The organism is Actinopolyspora sabaoui, from assembly GCF_051225635.1.
Classification (GTDB): Bacteria; Actinomycetota; Actinomycetes; order Mycobacteriales; family Pseudonocardiaceae; genus Actinopolyspora.
The window spans coordinates 75,560-94,565 of the sequence record NZ_JBMIHH010000014.1; the positions used below are offsets into that span (position 1 = coordinate 75,560).

7 protein-coding genes and 1 pseudogene are annotated in these 19,006 nt (G+C 70.5%); 2 read left to right on the forward strand and 6 right to left on the reverse strand.

The annotated features are described in order from the left end of the window. Positions 1 to 291: 291 nt before the first annotated feature. A complete protein-coding gene (locus ACOQFL_RS21645) occupies positions 292 to 1,554 on the forward strand; it encodes an MFS transporter (protein WP_435546042.1) in 1,263 nt (420 codons plus the stop codon). A 38-nt stretch (positions 1,555 to 1,592) separates the two neighbouring features. Here ACOQFL_RS21645 and ACOQFL_RS21650 read toward each other — a convergent pair whose 3' ends face one another. The 4 genes from ACOQFL_RS21650 to ACOQFL_RS21665 all read right to left on the reverse strand — a co-directional run bounded on the left by ACOQFL_RS21650 (position 1,593) and on the right by ACOQFL_RS21665 (position 5,677). Then, the gene (locus tag ACOQFL_RS21650) at positions 1,593 to 2,210 is read right to left on the reverse strand and encodes a TetR/AcrR family transcriptional regulator (protein ID WP_435546043.1); all 618 of its coding nucleotides are present in this window, start codon (positions 2,208 to 2,210) and stop codon (positions 1,593 to 1,595) included. Then, on the reverse strand, positions 2,207 to 3,583 hold the full coding sequence (locus ACOQFL_RS21655) for a serine hydrolase domain-containing protein (protein WP_435546044.1): 1,377 nt from the start codon (positions 3,581 to 3,583) through the stop codon (positions 2,207 to 2,209). The genes ACOQFL_RS21650 and ACOQFL_RS21655 overlap by 4 nt, the downstream gene beginning before the upstream one ends. A gap of 168 nt (positions 3,584 to 3,751) precedes the next feature. Then, positions 3,752 to 4,735, reverse strand: coding sequence for a YeeE/YedE thiosulfate transporter family protein (locus tag ACOQFL_RS21660; RefSeq protein WP_435546045.1), 984 nt, complete (start codon positions 4,733 to 4,735; stop codon positions 3,752 to 3,754). 210 nt (positions 4,736 to 4,945) lie between these two features. Next, positions 4,946 to 5,677, reverse strand: a complete 732-nt coding sequence (locus tag ACOQFL_RS21665) for a YwaF family protein (RefSeq protein ID WP_435546046.1) — start codon at positions 5,675 to 5,677, stop codon at positions 4,946 to 4,948. A 279-nt stretch (positions 5,678 to 5,956) separates the two neighbouring features. On the opposite strand from ACOQFL_RS21665, the gene ACOQFL_RS21670 reads away from it, so the two are divergent. Then, complete coding sequence (locus ACOQFL_RS21670; protein ID WP_435546051.1) at positions 5,957 to 6,718, forward strand: amidohydrolase family protein; 762 nt, start codon at positions 5,957 to 5,959, stop codon at positions 6,716 to 6,718. Positions 6,719 to 6,865: 147 nt separating this feature from the next. On the opposite strand, the pseudogene ACOQFL_RS21675 reads toward ACOQFL_RS21670, so the two are convergent. Continuing rightward, positions 6,866 to 13,303, reverse strand: a pseudogene (locus ACOQFL_RS21675) (SDR family NAD(P)-dependent oxidoreductase); the annotation flags it as partial. A gap of 132 nt (positions 13,304 to 13,435) precedes the next feature. Beyond that, complete coding sequence (locus ACOQFL_RS21680) at positions 13,436 to 18,952, reverse strand: type I polyketide synthase (protein WP_435546047.1); 5,517 nt, start codon at positions 18,950 to 18,952, stop codon at positions 13,436 to 13,438. Between the last annotated feature and the right edge of the window lie 54 nt (positions 18,953 to 19,006).

Consider the following 19,006-nt stretch of genomic DNA (forward strand, 5'->3'; position numbering starts at 1 on the left):
CTATCCGAGCTGGACCGGGTAGCCGATGTCGAGTGGGTATCCGATGTGGTCACTGAGCGCGCTCCGGCTTCGAAACTCCGTGGGGGCGGATGCAGGGGGTGGAGGTCGGTTTTGGTGGTCGCTTAGGATGCATCGTAGAAAACGATAATCATTTTCGTCTACGGTTGATGTTCATTGGGAGAACCGTCACAATGACGCCACGTTCCGCGACCATCGGTGGTATCCGAAGTGGCCGATCGGGGAACGTTCTCCCGTACATCGCCCCAGGCACGTGCGACGGGAGCAGAGCCAGTGACATCCGCCCAGAAACAATCCGAGGAAACCCCGCCGCGAAGGTCGCTGCTTCGAGAGCCGCGTTTCCTGCGACTATGGGCGGGAACGACCGCCTCCGGACTCGCCACGTGGGCACTGCCCTTCGTGCTCGGCCTGGCCGTGCTCGACGGGACCATCGGCGCCGTGACGCTCGGCGTGCTGCTCGCGACGCGCACAGCGGGTTTCCTGCTCGCCGTACCCGTCGGCGGCGTGCTGGCCGACCGCTACACCAGTCGAACGGTCGTGACGCTGTCCGGGCTCACCGCGGCCGTGGCCACGTTCGTCCTCCCGATCGGGTTGGGGACCTCGCAAACCCTGATGGCAGCGGCAGCCGCCTTGGTGGGGGCCGGACAAGGGGCGTGCAGGCCCGCGTTCCAGGCCCTGACCGCCGAGGTCGTCGACTCGCCCCGACGGCAGCAGGCCAACGCCGCGCGGACCCTGTCGGTAAGGGTGACGACACTGCTCGCGCCCGGTCTGACGGCGCTGGCGGCCACCACCGTCGACACCACCACGCTGCTGTTGCTCACCGGAGTCCTCTGGTTGGTGGCGGCGTGGCTGCCTCCCACCGGACGTAGGAATGCCGGAGGCCCCTCCCGCGAGGGCGGCATCCCGTTCGTCTCCGAGTTCACCGAGGGACTGCGCGAGGCGCGCAGGCACCCCTGGTTCCTGGCGGGTCTGGCCGCGTTGGCCACCGTCATCACCACCGGTTACTCCGCCACCGGAGTCGTGCTACCGCTGATCAGTCGCGATCGCTACGGCACCGAGGCGGTACTGGCTGCCGCGCTGACCGCTTACACCGCCGGGGCACTGCTCGGGGCACTGCTCGTCACTCGGTGGCGACCCCGTTCGCAGGGGTTCTGGGCCCTGGCCGGCTTGGCCGGTTACGGCTTCGCCCCACTGGGGCTGCTGCTGCCGGTGCCTCCGGCACTGTTGGTCGCGGGCTACGTACTGGCGGGCATCGGGATCGAGCTGTTCAACGTTCCGTGGTTCACCGCGACGCAGCGCGAGGTCCATCCGGACAAGCTGGCGCGCGTGTCCGCCCTGGACTTCCTGGTCTCCTACGGACTGGCACCGCTGGGACTGGCACTGATCGCACCCGCCGTGACCCTGGCCGGGAACTTCTGGGTGCTGTTGGTGTGCGCGGCGGCGTGCTTCGCGGCACCGGCGTTGGCGGCGACGGCCCCCGGCGCACGGCATTTCACCCGGCCCAAGCACACACCACCGCACCACTCAGCCGATTGATCGCCCCCCGCGGACCACTCCACCTCGGCGCCGTGCTCTCAGTACGCTGCCTCGGGCGAACTCGGGAGCACAGCGGGCAAGCCTGCCATCACGGCGCGGAACTCACCGGCCAGCGAGCCCTCCGCCGACGGGGCGGAACGCCATCTGCGCTGTGCTTCGGCGGCGACGGCCCCGAACACCCCCACGGCCAGGTGGATCTCGGAATGCCGCTCCGCCCCGTATTCGGGATGCCGCTCGACCAGAGCGGCCAGCCGGTCCCGCATGTCGGCGCTGTGCAGCAACGCACGGGCGCGGACCGACTCCACCCGGTCGATCTGCTCGCTCATCGTGCGGATGGCGTCCTCGCCGACCCGCTCGGACAGTTCCTCGAGCGCCTCGGTCATGGCGTCGGTGAACGTGACGAGCAGGGGACCCTCGCCGAGGCGTTCCCCTACCCGATCGAGGAAGGCGTGGTTGCCCTCGATCACCAACCCGAGCAGTACGTCCTCCTTACTCGGGAAGTAGCGGTAGATGGTCCGGTAGGACATCCCGATCCGTTCGGCGATGTCGACCACGCCGACTTCCGAGAAGCCGTACTCGTCGAACAGCTCGAGCGCGGCGTGGATCATCCGCAGTCGACGGTCGTCCTTCTGCCGTTGCCGCAGCGATCCGCTCATGCCGTGCGCCTGGTGAGCCTGCCCGCGCGGAACAGGTGGGTGGCGGGACTTTCGGGACCACCACCCGAGAACGCGAGAACCTCGTGGGTGCCGAAGAGCCGGTCGGTGGCGATCAGGCGATCGTCGTCCAGCCGGACGAGCTCGGTAACCCTCGGCTCCGGTTGCAGCTGCCGGGCCTCGGCCGTGAGCGCCTCCGAACGAGCCACGGCCGAACCGTCCGGCCGCACGGTCACCTCCAGGGCCATGGTCGAGGAGTCGAACCGACCCGCGAACCGGGCGGGGTCCACCTCGTCCGGACGCGCCGGAGGGGTGGGCATCGCAGGCGGTCGCACCCCGACGAGCCGGTCGGCGATCAGTGCGACGACCTCGTGGTGGAAGGCGGCGTTGTCGCCGCCGTTGGCGTGCGAGGCGAGGGCGACACCGGCCTCGGGAAGCACTCGCAGGCTACAGCTCTGCCCGTAGGTGCCGCCGTCGTGCCCGACGACCCGTTGCCCGTCCCAGTCGAAGACCATCCAGCCGAGGCCGAGGTGGCCACCGAGCATGCCGACGTCCGGCACCGCGACGCGCGGACGCCACATCCGTTCGACCGTCGCCGGGTCGAGCAGCTTCCCGCCACCGTCGAGATACGCACCCGCGAAGGCCAGCAGCTCGCGGGGTGCCATGGCCAGCACGGTGCCCGCGGGCGCGAGGGAGGCGGGCAGGTTCCAGAACGGCGCGGGCTCCGGAGTCCCGTCCTGAGCGGGCACGTGCCCCACGGCCGTTCGGTGCAGCAGCGCCTCCTCCGGCGTGATCGCCCAGTGCCGCAGGCCGAGTGGTGTGCCGATGTGCTCACGCAGCAGTTGGTGGAAGGGCTTGGCACGCACCGCTTCGGCGATCCTGCCGAGCACGACGAAACCGGAGTTGGAGTAGGACATGCCTTCACCGGGCGGCACGTCCTGCGGCAGCGTGGGCACGATCTCGTCGACGTAGCGCCGCACCGCGTCCTCGTCGCGGGTCGTGGGCACGAAGGCGTCGCCGTATATGCCCGAGGTGTGGGTGAGCAGCCGGCGAACGGTGATGCCCGCGCCCACCAGCTCCGCGGCGAGTCGGAACTCGGGCAGATAACGGGTGACCGGGGCGTCGAGCTCGACCAGACCTTCCTCCACCAGCTGCATCACCAGCGTGCTCGTCCACAGCTTGGTCACCGAACCGATCTGGAACAGCGAGTCCGTGGTGGCCGCGACACCGGTGCGCAGATTGAGCTCGCCCGCCGCCGCCTCGGCGACCTGGTCGCCTGCGAGCACTCCGACAGCCGCACCGGGCACACCGTGCCGCCGAGCCAGCTCGGGCAGCTTCTCGTCCAGCCAGGTCCGCAGGCCCGACAGATCCGTCATCGCCACTCCTTCCACTGCCCGACAGTTTGTGTCACAGAATGACTAATGTCAATCAGTGACATTTTTATGGGTAAGATCCGGGCGCTACCGGCCGAAGGACGTAGAAGCCTGCTCGCCATGTGTCGGGATTTCGTCGACATCCGTGCCGCGGGGACGCCCCACGGCGGCTCAATAGGTCCGCTCCGAAGGCACCGGCGGAGCGGAGAGCACTCGTTGCGTCTTCCTGGTGAGCCCGATTCCCACCACGAAAGCAGCCACGACCAGCCACGACGAGACATTGAGCTGCGCGGCGCCGGAAAGCCCGTGTCCGAGGTTGCAACCTCCCGCGAGCAACGCACCGAAGCCGAGCAGGAATCCGCCGAAGAGCAACCGCAGGTAGCGCACTCGTGTTTCACCGCGCAACCACCATCCCCCTGCCGTCCGGGCGGCGAGGAATCCGCCGAGGACGATTCCGCACAGGAACGCGACGAGCCACCAGTTCACGTTGCCCGTCGCGATGCCGCTCACCGCACCCACGGTGCTCGCACCGAAGCTCGCTCCTCCCAGCCCTGCCAGCAGCCACGAGGCGACGGCGACCACGGCGAGAGCGACGCCCGCGAAGGGCCAGCGCCATTGCCAGGCGTACTGCCGGTGATCATCCCCGCGCCACCGCCAACCGAGCACGACCACCAACACCGCGAACGGCACCGCCACGACCGCGCGGGGAACGCCCAGCACGCCCGGCAAGGTCCCCTCGACTCCGCCCGGCAGTACCGTCGACCCCGGTAGTCGCACCCCGCTCGCCGCGAGCTCGCCGCACACCCACCCGCCCAACCCGACGAGAGCGCCGAGCATGCCGGAGCCGAGCTTGAAGAACAGACCCGAGACGCAACTGGCGGCCACGGCCATACCGACGCCGAAAACCAGACCGCCGAGGACATTGCCGACCGGATTCAGCGGGAGACCGGTACTGAGACCTCGCCCCGCCGGAGTCGCGTACAGCGCCGTCAGGCCGACCGAGGTCAGCGCCACCGCGAGCAACCAGGCGCGGGCCAGGGCGAACCTTCGTTCGTACATCCCGGCGAAGATCGCGTGGAAGCACAACCGACCTCGCTGCAGCACGTAGCCGAAGAGCACCCCGCTCACGAGTCCCGTGACTACCGCCAGGATCATGCCGCATCACACTCACTACGGTCCGGCGCTGTTCGGCGCCGCCATCATAGGCGGACGCGACCGCATGCGGCACGGAATCCGACTCGGGTGAGTGTCGCGCGGAAGCTACCGGTACCCGAGCTCCGCGTGGGTTTCGCGACATCGGCCGCGATGTCCGAACGAATCAGCTCGACGGAGGTCACTCGCCTGGGTAGGACCTCCGCACCGGGTTCACTTCGCCGGTGTGGCTCGCCGCGCCGACCGCCCGGCCGAGCGTGTCCACGGCCAGGTGATCAACGCCCACGCGGCGATGCCCACCGCGAACTCGACGGCGAGGTACCACGGCCACGGCCCCATGACGTCCAGCAGCGAGGGGTTGGCGGGCTTGCCGTTGAGAAAGCCGTAGTTCGCCCCGGTCGCCAGGTTGAACCCGAACACGGCCACCCCCCACGCGACCGTGACGCCGGCGGCGGTCGCCAGGCCGCGCCAGTCGGGCCGCAGCCCCAAACCCCAGGTCAGATAGATCGCCGCCCACACCACGAGGATGTGCTGGGTCCAGAAGTCGACGAAGTCGACGTGCGGGAACCCAGGCGCGTCCAGCGCCGGAGTGATCATGGCCTGCGGGTTGAGCGTGAGACCCCAGTAGTAAGTCAGCGAGTACGCCCACTGCCGCCTCGTCCACAACGCGTAAACCGCCACGATCCAGGTGAAGTCGGACAGGTGCAACGGCAGCGAGACATCGATGTCCCACTGCGACGGCAGCACTCGGTAGATCTGCATCGCCACCGCGAACAACCCCAGCAACAACGCGAACGCCCTGGCGAACAGCACCCCCGAGCGCGTTCCGCGCTGTCGACGTCCGGCCCGGACGAGCAGCACCGCCCCCACTGCCGCCACCCCGAGGAGAACCCAGTGAGAGACGCCGTAAGGAGTAAACGTTTCCGCCCCGCCCGATGCGCTCACAGCGTGAGAATGCCAGTGGAATCGGCCGATGCACGCGCAAGGACACGCGACGACGCCCACCGATGGCGACCGACCCCGCACAGGTACTCCCGCGTCGCGCTCTTGCGAGGAAGGCCCGACGTCGTGTAAATCGCTACCCGAAGTCGGGGATTCCGGAGCGAGATCCGGCGGGAGGTTCCGCCGAACGAGCATCCCGACAACCCGGCCGGAAAACTTCGATCAGTCAGTGAAAGCACCGCGGCAGGAGCAGACCCCTGTCAGGATCCGGGAGGCGGAGTGCTGTTCGACAGCCATCTCCACATCATCGACCCACGCTTCCCCGTCGCCGCCAACCAGGGGTACGTGCCACCCCCTTTCACGGTCAACGAGTACACCACGCACACCGCGCATCTCGACGTCACGGGCGGCGCGGTGGTTTCCGGTTCGTTCCAGGAGTTCGACCAGGAATACCTGTGTGAGGCACTGGCGCGTCTGGGGCCTGGTTTCGTCGGTGTGACCCAACTACCGGCCGATGTGACGAACGAACGGATTCTGGAACTGCATCATGCCGGAGTACGTGCGGTGCGGTTCAATGCCCGACGTGGCGGCGGAACTCCACTCGATCAACTCGACGCACTCGCACGACGAGTACACGAGATAGCTGGTTGGCACGTCGAGTGCTACGTCGACGCGCGGGAACTGCACGAGCTCGCCCCGACCCTGGCGTCCCTACCCGCGATCAGCGTCGACCATCTCGGTCTCAACGCCGAGGGACTGGATCACTTGCTGCGGCTGGTGGAGCGCGGCGCACGGGTGAAAGCCACCGGGTTCGGACGTTTCACGGGTGATGTACCCACCGCCATGCGCGCGATCGTCGATGTCAACGAAAACGCGCTCATGTTCGGCACCGACCTGCCATCGACACGGGCTCCCCGACCGTTCCGGGACAGTGACATCACCCTGGTACGCGAGACTTTCGAGGAATCACAGGCGAAGCGTGTGCTGCACGACAACGCGGTGGAGCTCTACCGTCCTCCCGCGTTCACCGACCTGCCAACGTAGCACCACGTGCTCCCGCCCCACCTCGGCGACCATCGCGACGGGGTGGTTCACCTCGCCCGGAACCGCCTGGCGCGTCGAAACGGGACGGAGCCGTGGCACGTGCCCACCGACGGTTCGGAAAAATCCCCGAACCGTTCTCCGAACCGTCTACTCGGTCACCCCTTCCGCTCCTTCCTCCTGGGCGATGGCGTGCAGCGTACGCAGGATCCCCGCCTCCGGACGGAAGCGCCGCGCCAGCCCATCGGAGGGCATCGAGGACGGAACGTGCGTCGAGACCGCCCCGCCGTGCCCCTCCAGCAGCACCTGCGCGAGCCGCAGCCAGTGGTCCCCGGAGCGCATCGCCTCGGACGTCCACCGCAGGAACTTCTCCGAGGGAACCAGGTCGCACTCCCAACCCGCTTCCCGGAAAAGACGCAGCAGCTCCTCCGGAGCGGGGGGCTCGGGATGGATGACCTCGTGTGCGCCCCGACCGTCGGGATCGAGAGCGCCGCGTGCGATCGCGTGGGCGACGTAGTCGACGGGTGAGCCGGTCCCGAGCCCGTCGTCCGGCAGCGATCGCGAGTCCACGACGGCCCGGAAGATGTGGTATTCCCCCTGGCGTTTGTTCACGGCTCCGCGTTCCGCTCCCGCGATCACGACACCGGGGCGGAACACCGAGGTCGACAGCCCCAGCTCCCGCGCCGCCCCGACCAGGTACTCGGCGGCGCGTTTACTCGTTCCGTACCCCTGGAGCGGACGGTCGTCGTCCCAGTAGTTCGCGTCGAGCGGCGGCACCACGTCGTGCACAGCCTGGGTGGACACGAGCGAGAAGTGCTGGTGAGCCCCCGCAGACGCGAGTTCGAGAAGCTGGTGTACCCCGCCGATGTTCACCCTGGCGAGGTCGCGGAAGGGGGCGAACCAGTCAACCGCCGCCCCGTTGGCCAGCACCTCGGTGGTCTCGTGAGCCACCCGCCGGAACTTCTCCTCACCCATGCCGAGCCGGTGCTTGCCGAGATCACCCGCGTGAACGCTCACCCGCTCCGCGAAGGCTCCTTCCAGGTGCGACAGGCCCCACTGGTGCAGTGAGCGGTGAACCCGCTCGCGGGCCTCGTGATCGTCGCCGGCGCGCACCACCGCCACGACCCGCTCGACCCGCTGATCGTCGAGCAGCGCGTCGAGCAGATGGGCGCCCAGGAAGCCCGTCGCCCCCGAGAGCAGGACGGAGCGGGTCGCCGCGTGGCGCGGCTCGAACGAGAGTTCGCGGGTCATCGACAGCCACGGCTCGGCGACGAACTCGCCGATCGGCGTGGCAGGAGCCCCGTGCGCGCCCCGGTCCGCAGCGGGTGCGTCCGCGAGGTCGGGGTCCTCCTCGGTCGCCACACCGAGCTCACCGACGAGAAACCGCGCGAGGTCGCGAGGTCTCGGGTGTTCCAGCAGCACCGAAGCGGACAGTCGGGCGTCGACGAGCGATCCGAGTCGGTTGCGCAGCTCGACCGCCATCAGCGAGTCCAGCCCCAGCTCCTGCACCGGGCGCTCGGGGGCGATCCCCGACGGCTCCGCGATGCCGAGGACGGCGGCGAACTCGCTCCGCACGATCTCGAGCAGAGCCGCTTCGCGCTCGCTCGCGGGAAGTCGACGCAGTCTCGCCGCCACACCTCCGTCGGCGTCGCCCGTTGCGGCGGCACGACGTTTGGGGACGTGGGCCAGCCCCCGCAGCATCGACGGCGTCGATCCCGGCTGCGCACTCGCCGTCCGCTGGAGTGCGGAGCGGTCGAGCGGCACCGGCGCGAGGAACGCGTCCGGGCGGCGCAGCGCGTCGTCGAACAGCCGCACCCCGAGCTCGTCGTCGATCGGCGAGAGCCCCATGCGGCGCAGCCGAAGTCGCAGGAGGTCGTCGAGCTCGGTGACCATCCCCGCCTCGACCCACGTCCCCCAGCCGAGGCTGAGTCCCGGCAGGCCCTGCTGTCGCCTGCGGATCGCGAGCGCGTCGAGAGCGGCGTTGGCCGCCCCGTAGTTGGCCTGCCCCATCGCACCCAACGTTCCCGCCGCCGAGGAAAACAGCACGAACGCGTCGAGGTTGGCCTCGCGGGTCAACGCGTCGAGATGGAAGGCGGCGTCCACCTTCGGTGCGAGCACCTTCTCGACCTGCTCGGCGGTGAGGTCGGTGAGGAGTCCGTCGTCGACGACCGCGGCGGTGTGCAGCACCACGGAAAGCGGGTTCTCCTCCGGAATCTCCTCCAGGACGGTTTCGAGTTCGGCACGGTCGGAGACGTCGCAGGCGCGCAGCGCGACGGTCTCCGCACCTGCTTCCCGCAACTCCCGAACGAGGTCGTCGGCACCGTCGGCGGTCGCTCCCGAGCGGGAGAGGAGCAGCAGGTGTCGCAGCCCGAAGTGCCGCACCAGATGCAGACAGGTCACTCGCGCGAGGGCCCCCGTTCCGCCGGTGACCAGGGCCGTGCCGTCCGGATTCCACGCGGGCCCTGGCTGTTCCGCTCCGCTGTCGACCTGTGTCAGCCGCGGCGCGGAAACGGTCTCGCCCCGGATCAGGAGCTGGTTCTCGTCGTCCGGGAGAGCACGCAGCAGCTGGTGCAAGGACTCGTCGTCGGCGTGGGACTCCTCGATGTCGACGAGCACGAGATCACGGTCCGGGTGCTCGGTGTGCAGGGAACGCCCGAGGCCCCAGAGCGCGGCGGATGCCGGGTTGGCCGGCGCGTCGTCGTGGTCGGCACACCAGGCTTGCCTCGTGAGCCAGACGATACGCGCGTGTTCGAGTCCCTCGGTCTCGAGCAGGCCGCGCAGCAAGCTCAACCCGCGATGCGTGAGCTCCCGGACGGTGGAGGCAGTCGGTTCCGGTTGCGGCCAGCGGACGAGGAGAACCGGATTCTCCTCGCGCACCTCGACCGCGAGCGTGGCGAAGTCGGGGGTGTGCGGGTCCACCTCGCGGAACGTCGTCGGGGTCGCGGCGCGAGAACGCACCGGCCGCATGTCGACCCGGTAGAGCTGTGGTCGCTCACCTCCGACGGTGGCGCGGATCTCCGCGGCGGTCACGGGACGTCGAGCGAGGGCACCGACCGTGGCCACAGGGGCACCGGTCGGGTCGAACAGCTCGATGCGGGCCTCCGGGCCACCGAGACCGGTGATTCGGGCGCGCACCGACCTCGCCCCGACCGCGTGCAGCCGGACGGCGCGCCACTCCACCGGTAGGTGGAGGTCCCCCTCCGGAGAGGGGTCGTTCCCTTCCAGCGCCCGCAGCGCCGCGTCGAGCAGCGTGGGGTGAAGGCCGTACCCCTCGCCCCCGTCGGTGGCGTTCCCGTCGGTGTCGTTACCACTCGCGCGGTCTCCCTCGTCGGTTTCCGGTAACGAGGCTTCCACGAACAGGGTGTCTTCGTGCCGCGAGACCCGCCGGAGACCGCGTGTGGCGGTCTCCGGGTGCCATCCGCGTGCCACGAGCGTCTCGGACAGCTCGTCCAGGTCGAGTTCGGTCGCGTCTCGCGGTGGCCACTGCTGGGCTGCGGTCGTCTCCTCCGCCGGGATCGCGGCCAGCGTTCCGACGAGATGGCACGTCCACGTACCGGCTTCCTCCGCTGCCCGGCTGTGCAGCGTGAAGGCCCGTGTTCCGCCGTCGTGTTCCGGTTCGAGCGAGAGCTGCAATCGCCTCGCGACGCCCTCGACCGCCAGGGGCGTCCGCGACGTGGCCTCCCGCACCCCCATCATGTCCGCAGCCGAGACGGTCGAGAGCGCGTGCAGCACCGCGTCGAGCAGCGCGGCGGCGGGAACCATCCTCGTGTCGTGAACATCGCACGCCACCGACCAGCGGCCCGTCGGTGCGACCAGGCCGGTGAACACCACACCGCCGTCGGGCCGGTCGGTTCGTCCACCGAGAAGCGCGTGCTCCGAGGTGTCCAGCCCCAGCTCGGTGAGGTCGTGGGGCGAGGTGCGGTCCGATTCGAGCCAGTAGTGCTGCCGCTGGAACGCGTAGGTGGGAAGTGCGACCGGTTGCGCACCCAGTCCGAAATGGACGGCTTCCCGATCGACGGTGATCCCGTGCGCGAAGAGTTCCGCCGCCGCGACACGCACGCGACTCGCGGCGTCGGCGTCGCGGTGCAGCGAACCCACCACCGCCTCGTGGCCGCTGCCGGTCAGGGCGGCTACGAGCAGCGGATGCGCGCTCAACTCGAGGAACGCCGTCTCGTCACCGGGGTCGAGTGCCTCCAGCGCCAGGTCCAGCCGCACCGGCAGGCGCAGGTTGTCGGCCCAGTAACCACCGTCCAGTTCGCTCCCGTCGAGTCGTTCACCGCGTACCGTGGAGCAGATCGGCACGCGGCCCTCGCGCGGCGTCAGGTCCGAGAGCTCGGTTGCGATCGCGTCGAGGATCGGGTCCACCTGCGGCGAGTGCGAGGCGTAGTCCACCGCGATGCGGCGGCAGAACACCCCATCGGCCTCCAGATCGCCGAGCAGCGCGTCGAGCGCGGTCGGGTCTCCCGCGACCACTGTGGACTCGGCGGTGTTGACCACCGCCACCGACAGCCCCCGGTCCCGCTCGGCGAGACGTCGCTCGACCTCGTCGACCGGCAGTCCGACGCTGCCCATCGCGCCGTCACCGTCGAGCCCCCGGATCAGCCGACTGCGCACCGCGACCACGCGGGCCCCCTCGTCGAGGCTGAGCGCACCGGCGATCACGGCGGCACCCACCTCCCCCTGGCTGTGCCCGATGACAGCGGCCGGGGACACTCCCCACGACTCCCAGAGCCTGCCCAGGGCGACCGAGACCGCGAACAGCAGCGGCTGCGCCACGTCCACCCGCGCCATCGCCTCGCGCTGCTGTTCGTCGTCGGACTCCAGGAGTTCGACCACGGAGAACCCGACGCGCCCACGAAGTGCTTCGTCGCACTCCACCAGCGCCTCGCGGAAAACCGCTTCCCCGAGCAGTGAGCGGCACATACCGGGGTGCTGGCTGCCCTGTCCGGGGAGGACGAAGACCGGTTGGGTCCGCTTCGCGGTCGCCAGCACTGTTCCAGTCGGCCGCGAACCCGCCGCGCACGCACGCAACCGCTCGATCGCCTCCGCCCTCTCGGTCGCCGGGACGACGAGGCGGTGCCGGAACGCGTCGCGGGTGGCGGCCAGGCTGTAGGCGGTGTCCACAAGGGATACCCGCTGGTCGTCGGCTCGGTCCTCGAGATGCTCGGCCAGCCTCGCCGCGTTCGCGCGCACCGCGTCCTCGGAGTGCCCCGACAGCACGAGCGGAACGGTCGAGGAAGCCGGGGTGTCGCCCGCCGCGGCGAAGCGGTCGACGGAGGGCTCGGTCTCGGACTTCGCGGGCGCTTCCTCGACGATGACGTGCGCATTGGTCCCGGACAGGCCGAAGGAGCTCACGCCCGCGCGTCGCACGTGCCCCTCGCGCTCGGGCCACGGGGTGGATTCGGTGAGCAGCTCGATGTCCCCGGTGGACCAGTCGATGTGGTGGCTCGGCTCCTCGGCGTGCAGCGAGCGCGGCAACAGCTCGTTGCGCAGTGCGAGCACCATCTTCATCACGCCCGCCGCGCCCGCGGCTGCCTGCCCGTGGGCGATGTTGGACTTGACCGAGCCGAGCCGCAGCGGCTCCCGCCCGGCACGGTCCGCGCCGTAGGTCGACAGCAGGGCATTGGCCTCGATGGGATCGCCGAGCGTGGTGCCGGTCCCGTGCGCCTCCACCGCGTCCACATCGGCGGGAGCGAGCTCGGCCGATTCGAGAGCGGCTCGGATCACCCGCTCCTGCGAGGGACCGTTCGGGGCGGTGAGCCCCTGGCTGCGGCCGTCCTGGTTGACCGCGCTCGCCCGCAGCACGGCAAGCACCTCGTGCCCCCGCCGCTGGGCGTCGGAGAGGCGTTCGAGCAGCAGCATGCCGCACCCCTCGCCGAAGCCCATGCCGTCGGCGTGCTCGGAGAAGGCCTTGCAGCGACCGTCGGGGGCCATGCCCCGTTGTCTGCTGAACTCGACGAAACCGGCCGGGCTGGTCATCACCGTCACCCCACCGGCGAGCGCGAGGTCGCAATCGCCGCGGCGCAGTCCCTGCATCGCGAGGTGGAGCGCGGTCAGGCAGGAGCTGCAGGCGGTGTCGACCGACACGGCCGGGCCTTCCAGGCCGAGGGTGTAGGAGATCCGCCCGGAAGCGGCGCTCGGCAGCGAGCCGGCGGTGGCGTGCCCGTCCAGTTCTTCGAGGTCGCCGGTGGCGTAGAAGTTCGGGAAGAGACCGGTGTAGACACCGGTCGTGCTGCGGGCCAGCGAGGAGGGGCGGATTCCGGCACGTTCGAAGGTCTCCCACGAGGTCTCGAGGAGGAGCCGCTGCTGCGGATCGATGTGCCGCGCCTCCCGTGGGCTGATCCCGAAGAAGGCGGGGTCGAACTCACCGGCCTCGTGCAGGAAACCCCCTTCGTACCCGTAGGACTTACCCGGCACGTCCGGGTCCGGATCGTAGAGGCGGTCCCGGTCGAAGCCGGGTCGGTCCGGGAACGGCGTGATCGCGTCCCTGCCCTCGGCGAGGAGCTCCCAGAAGTCCTCCGGGGTGTTCGTGTCGCCCGGATAGCGGCACGCCATCGACACGATCGCGATCGGTTCGCGCATCGAGGCGACGAGTGCTCGTTTTTCCTGCTGCAGCCGCTCGGACTTCTTCAGCGAGGCTCGAAGGGCTTCGGTGAGCTTTTCCTGGTCGGGCATGAGTACCTCTCGGCGTCGCGCGTGGGCTTGTCGGTCGTCGCCCGGCTATTCGCCCTGTCCCTCGTCGACGAGGCGAAGGAGATCGTCCACGTTCATCGAGTCGATCTCCCCGGCCTCGGTGGTTTCCCCGGCGTTTTCGGTGCCGACGCCTTCGGCGACCTCCAGTAGCGGGGTGAGCAGACCGGTCTCCCGCAGCCGTGCGAGCGGTATCGTGGCGAGGAGATCCCGGATGCGGGACTCCTCGTCGCTCACGTTCCGCCGCGTGGCACCGGTTCCCCAGCCGAGCTTCTCCCCGAGTACACCGGCGAGTTCCTCCGGCGTGGGATGGTCGAACAGGAGGTTCGCCGAGAGCGGCACGCCGACCAGTGCCGCCAGCCGGTTGCGGGATTCCACGGCCATCAGCGAGTCGAGGCCGAGCTCACGGACCGGACGATCCGGCGGAACCGCCGAGGAGCCCGACAGTCCCAGTACGACGGCGAGCTCGCTGCGCACCGCCTCGAGCAGCGCGGGGGCTCGCTCCGCCTCCGGGAGCCGTTCGAGCCGGGTGGCCAGTTCGGATCCGGTGCCGCCCCCGGCCGCGGCCCGCCGGAGCGGTCCGCGGACCAGGGACCTGAGCATGACGGGCACGGTCTCCGGCCTGGTGGAGACGCGCCGTCGCAGCAGTGGCCTGTCGATCGGAGCGGGCGCGACCACGGTGGTCGAGCCGCGCAGTGCGGCATCCAGCAGCGCCGTACCGGACTCGCGGTCGATCGGCAGCATGCCGGTGCGGTCGAGTCGTTTCCGGAGCTGTTCGTCCAGTTCGGTCGCCAGGCCCGCCTCCGCCCAAACGCCCCACGCGAGGCTGAGCGCGGGAAGTCCCCGGTGCGCGCGGCGTTCGGCCAAGGCGTCGAGAGCCGCGTTCGCCGCCGCGTAGTTGGCCTGGCCGGGGCCACCGATGGTGCCCGCCACCGAGGAGAACAGTACGAAAGCGGACAGCTCGGTGTGCTCGGTCAGCTCGTGCAGGTGCAGCGCCCCGTCCACCTTCGGTCGCAGCACGGTGTCGACGCGTTCCGGCGTGAGATCACCGATCAAGCCGTCGTCGAGGACGCCCGCGGTGTGGAACACGCCCGTCAACGGCCGCTCCGGCGGGATGTCACCGAGCGCTTCCGCCAGGCGCGCCCGATCGCCGACGTCGCAGGCCGTGACGGTGACCGTCGCCGCACCGGCCGCTTCGAGCTCCCGCACCAGCGCGTCGGCACCGGCTGCCCGCTTCCCTGACCGGGACAGCAGCATCAGGTGTCGCACGCCGTGCCGGGCCACGAGATGGTGGCAGGTGAACCGGGCGAGCCCGCCGGTTCCGCCGGTGACCAGCACCGTCCCCGAGGCGAGCGAGGCTCCCTCGGCGGGGTCCTCGGCGGCGGGGTCCTCGGCGGGACTCTCGGAGACCGGGGCGCGGACCAGGCGGAGCACCGTGAGAGCCCCGTCGCGCTCCACGAGTTGGTGCTCCTCCTCCGGTGCCCGCCGCACGAGCGCCGCGAGGTCCGCCTCGTCCCGTTCGGTGTCGGTGTCCAGGAGCACGAGGCCGTGCTCGGGGTGTTCGGCCGAGAACGACCGGCCGAGTCCCCACAGGGCCGCCGTGGCGGGATTCGGAGGGTGATCGTCATCGCCCGCGGCGACCGCGCCGCGCAGCACCCACACGACACGTTCACCTTCCGGGGGTTCGGCGGCGAGCGAGTCCCGCAGCCGGGCGAGTCCCAGGCGAGTCGCCTCCCGGATCCCCTCGGAGGTGGGATCGAACTCCGGGAAACGCACGACACGCACCGGGTTCGGCTCCTCCGGGGCCTGGCGTGCCGGGACCGGCCGGGCCTCCACGCGGTGGAGCGAATCCGCCGACCGCCGTGGTGCGCGCGGCAGGTCCTCGGCCGCCACGGGCCGGAAGGAACAGCGGTCGATCGTGGCCACCGGCGAGCCGCTCGGGTCGAACAGCTCGATCCGGAACTCCGCGTCGCCGAGGTGGGTGATGCGCGCCCGGACCGCCGTCGCGGCGAACGCGTGCAACCGAACATCCCGCCACTCGGCGGGCAGCAGTGGCCCCTCGGTGTCGATGGCGTGGGCGACCACGGTCCGCAGCACGGTCTCCAGCAGCGCGGGATGCAACCGGAAGGACGCGGTACCGTTCGAATCGACGTCCGTGGCCAGGTCCGCGGGCAGCACGGCCTCGACGAACCACGTCTCCCCTCGGTTCCGAACCGTATCCACCGGGGGAAGGGTCGGTCCGATGTCGATACCGCGACCCGCCAACAGCTCGCCGGTGTCCCCCGCTGCCGGTTCGGCTCCCGCCGGGGACCACTCACCGAGCGCGTCGAGCTCCTGCTCGGGAGAGTCCTCCCCGAGCAGTGTTCCGCTCGCGTGCGTGCACCACGGTTCGTCCTCACCCGCGTCGCGGGGCCTGCCGCGCACCACGAACGAACGCTGCCCGTGCTCCTCGCCGGGACTCACCGTGAGCTGGACGAGCCACCCACGCCGGTCGTCGAGCGGCCACCAGGAATCGGCGGTCAGCGATGTGAGGCCGCCGGTTCCCAGTTCGACGGCGGCGTGCAGCACCAGTTCGGCCACCACGGCCGCGGGCACGAGCGGTGTCTCGTGGACACGTTGGTCGAACAGCCAGGGATGCGTGGCGGGATCGAAGCCGCCGGAGAACAGCACGCCGCCGTCCGGCAGTTCCGTGCGGGCCACCGCGATCGGGTGGTCACCCGCTTCGAGACCGAGGGCCCGCGTGTCACCCCACGAGGTGGCCGGGACGTCCAACCAGTAGTGCTCCCGCTGGAACGCGTAGGTCGGCAGCTCGACGGCACGCGCCCGGGAGCCGTCCCAGACCGTGTCCCAGTCCACCGCGATGCCGTGGGCGAACAGTTCCGCCGCGGCGATCCGCAACCGCGCCCGGGGGTCCTCGTCGCGGACCAGGGACCCCACGACCGCCTCGTGGCCGTCCCCTCGCAGCGGTGCCGCCAGCAGCGGGTGCGCGCTGATCTCCAGGAACACGGTCCGGCCGCCGGGGGCCAGTGCGGCCAGGGCACGGTCCAGGCGCACCGGCTGCCGCAGGTTGTCGGCCCAGTACGCACCGTTCAGCTCCGCACCGGAGAGCCGCTCACCGCGCACCGTCGAGTAGATCGGGATCTCTCCCGTACCAGGGGCCAGTGCGGCCAGCTCCCGACGGATCGGGTCCAGGATCGGATCGACCTGCGGTGAGTGGGAAGCGTAGTCGACCGCGATGCGGCGGCAGAACACCCCCTCGGCGTCCAGTTCGGACATGAAGCGTTCGAGCTCGTCCCGATCGCCCGCCACTCCCGTGGACCCGGTGGTGTTGACCGTGGCGACCGAGAGACCGTGGCGCCCGGCGAGCCGTCGCTCCACCTCCTCAACCGGCAAGCCGACACCGGCCATTCCACCGTCCCCGTCCAGCCCTTCGACGAGGCGGCTGCGCACCGCGACGACGCGCGCCGCGTCCGCCAGGCTCAGGCTTCCCGCGACGACCGCCGCCGCGACCTCCCCCTGGCTGTGACCGAGCACTCCGGACGGCTGGACGCCCCGGCTCTGCCAGAGACGTGCGATCGCGACCGCCACGGCGAACAGCAGCGGCTGCACCACCGTCACCCGCTCCATCGCCTCGCGTTGTGCCTCGTCGTCGGCCTCGAGCAGCTCGACCACCGAGAAGTCGGTGTGGGGACGAAGCGCCCGATCGCACTCGTCGAGCGCCTGGCAAAACACGCGGTCGGCGAGCAACTCGCGGCACATTCCGGGATACTGGCTGCCTTGCCCGGGGAAGACGAGCACCACCTGTGACCGCTCCCCGCTCGCCCGGACCGCGCCGGAGGGCATCGTGCCCTCGGCGACCGACCGGAGGGCGTCGACGGCGTCCGCACCGCTCACGGGCAGCGCGAGCCGCTCCCGGTGCGCATCGCGCGTCGTGACCAGGCTCCAGGCCACGTCCCGGAGCGCGGTGGTGGCTTCGTCGGGTTCCGCGTCGGCGAGGCGTGGGGCGATGCTGTCGGCGAGACGTGCGGCGTTGGCGCGGAGCGCCCCCGCACCGCGTCCGGACAGGACCAGCGGCAGCGGGGTCGGAAGTGCTCGGGGCGCGGTGTCGAGTTCCGAGCCCGAGGTCCGGTCGACGCCGTCCTCATCCGGTTCGGGGGGTGGCGGTGCCTCCTCGACAACGAGGTGGGCGTTGGTCCCGGAGATACCGAACGAACTCACGCCCGCACGGCGGACGTGCTCCTCCCGGCGCGGCCAGGGCACGACTTCCGCGAGCAGCCGGACCCGCCCCGACGACCAGTCGACACCGCTCGAGGGATTCTCGGCGTACAGCGATCGGGGTAACCGCTCGTTTCGGAGCGCGAGCACCATCTTCATCACCCCGGCCGCGCCCGCTGCCGCCTGGGTGTGGCCGAAGTTGGACTTGACCGAGCCCAGGTACAGCGGTGCGTCCGGGCCACGCGCTGCGCCGTAGGTCGCCAGTACGGCGTTGGCCTCCATCGGATCACCCAGCGTCGTGCCGGTGCCGTGCGCCTCCACCGCGTCCACGTCTTCCGGACCGAGGCCTGCCGCGGTCAGCGCGGCCCGCATCACCCGCTCCTGGGAGGGGCCGTTCGGCGCGATCAGTCCCTGACTGCGGCCGTCCTGGTTGGTGGCGCTCGAGCGGAGTACCGCCAGCACCTCGCGCCCGTTGGCCCGCGCGTCCGAGAGCCGCTCGAGCAGCAGCATTCCGCAGCCCTCCGCCCAGCCGACACCGTTCGCCTCGGCGGAGAACGGTTTGCAGCGACCGTCCGGCGCCGCCGCGTACTGCCTGCTGAACTCGATGAGGATCGAGGGGGTGGCCATCACCGTGACACCGCCCGCGAGCGCGAGATCGCACTCACCACGCCGCAGCGCCTGCATCGCGGTGTGGATGGTGACCAGTGAGGAGCTGCAGGCGGTGTCCACCGAGACAGCGGGCCCCTGGAGCCCGAGCGTGTAGGCGATGCGTCCGGAGACGAGGCTGCCCGCGCCCGCCGCGACGTTGTGCCCGTCGAAGTTCGTGTTGTCGTGCCCCAGCCGCGACAGGTAGTCGTTGTACATGACACCCGCGTAGACGCCGGTGAGGCTGCCCTCCAGGGAGGAGGGCGGCACGCGGGCGCGTTCCAGGAGTTCCCAGCAGGTCTCGAGGAGGACGCGCTGCTGCGGGTCGAACCGCTCGGCCTCTTTCGGACTGATCCCGAAGAACTCGGGGTCGAACAGGCCCGCCTCGTGCAGGAAACCGCCTTCCTTCGCCGTCGAGCACCCCGGCGCGTCCGGATCGGGATCGTAGACGTCCTCGACGTTCCACTCCGGACGGTCCGGGAAGTCGCCGATACCGTCCCGCCCCTCGTCGAGCAGCCGCCAGAGTGCCTCGGGCGTGTCGGCTCCCCCCGGGTAACGTCCGGCCATCGACACGATCGCGATCGGCTCGTTGTTGCGGTACAGCTCGTCGGCGAGTCGGCGCTTGGTCTCCTTCAGCTCCGCGGTCGCCCGCTTCAGATACGTTCGTAGCTCTGGGTCGGTCGCCAAGTCGAATAACCTTTCCGAGAGGGCCGGATTCCGCCCGGGATCCGGGAGTGGGGC

Excerpts from the sequence above, each read along its gene's own strand:
- ACOQFL_RS21650 (WP_435546043.1), bottom strand. The coding sequence starts at position 2,210 with ATGAGCGGATCGCTGCGGCAACGGCAGAAGGACGACCGTCGACTGCGG.
- ACOQFL_RS21655 (WP_435546044.1), bottom strand. The coding sequence starts at position 3,583 with ATGACGGATCTGTCGGGCCTGCGGACCTGGCTGGACGAGAAGCTGCCC.
- ACOQFL_RS21660 (WP_435546045.1), bottom strand. The coding sequence starts at position 4,735 with ATGATCCTGGCGGTAGTCACGGGACTCGTGAGCGGGGTGCTCTTCGGC.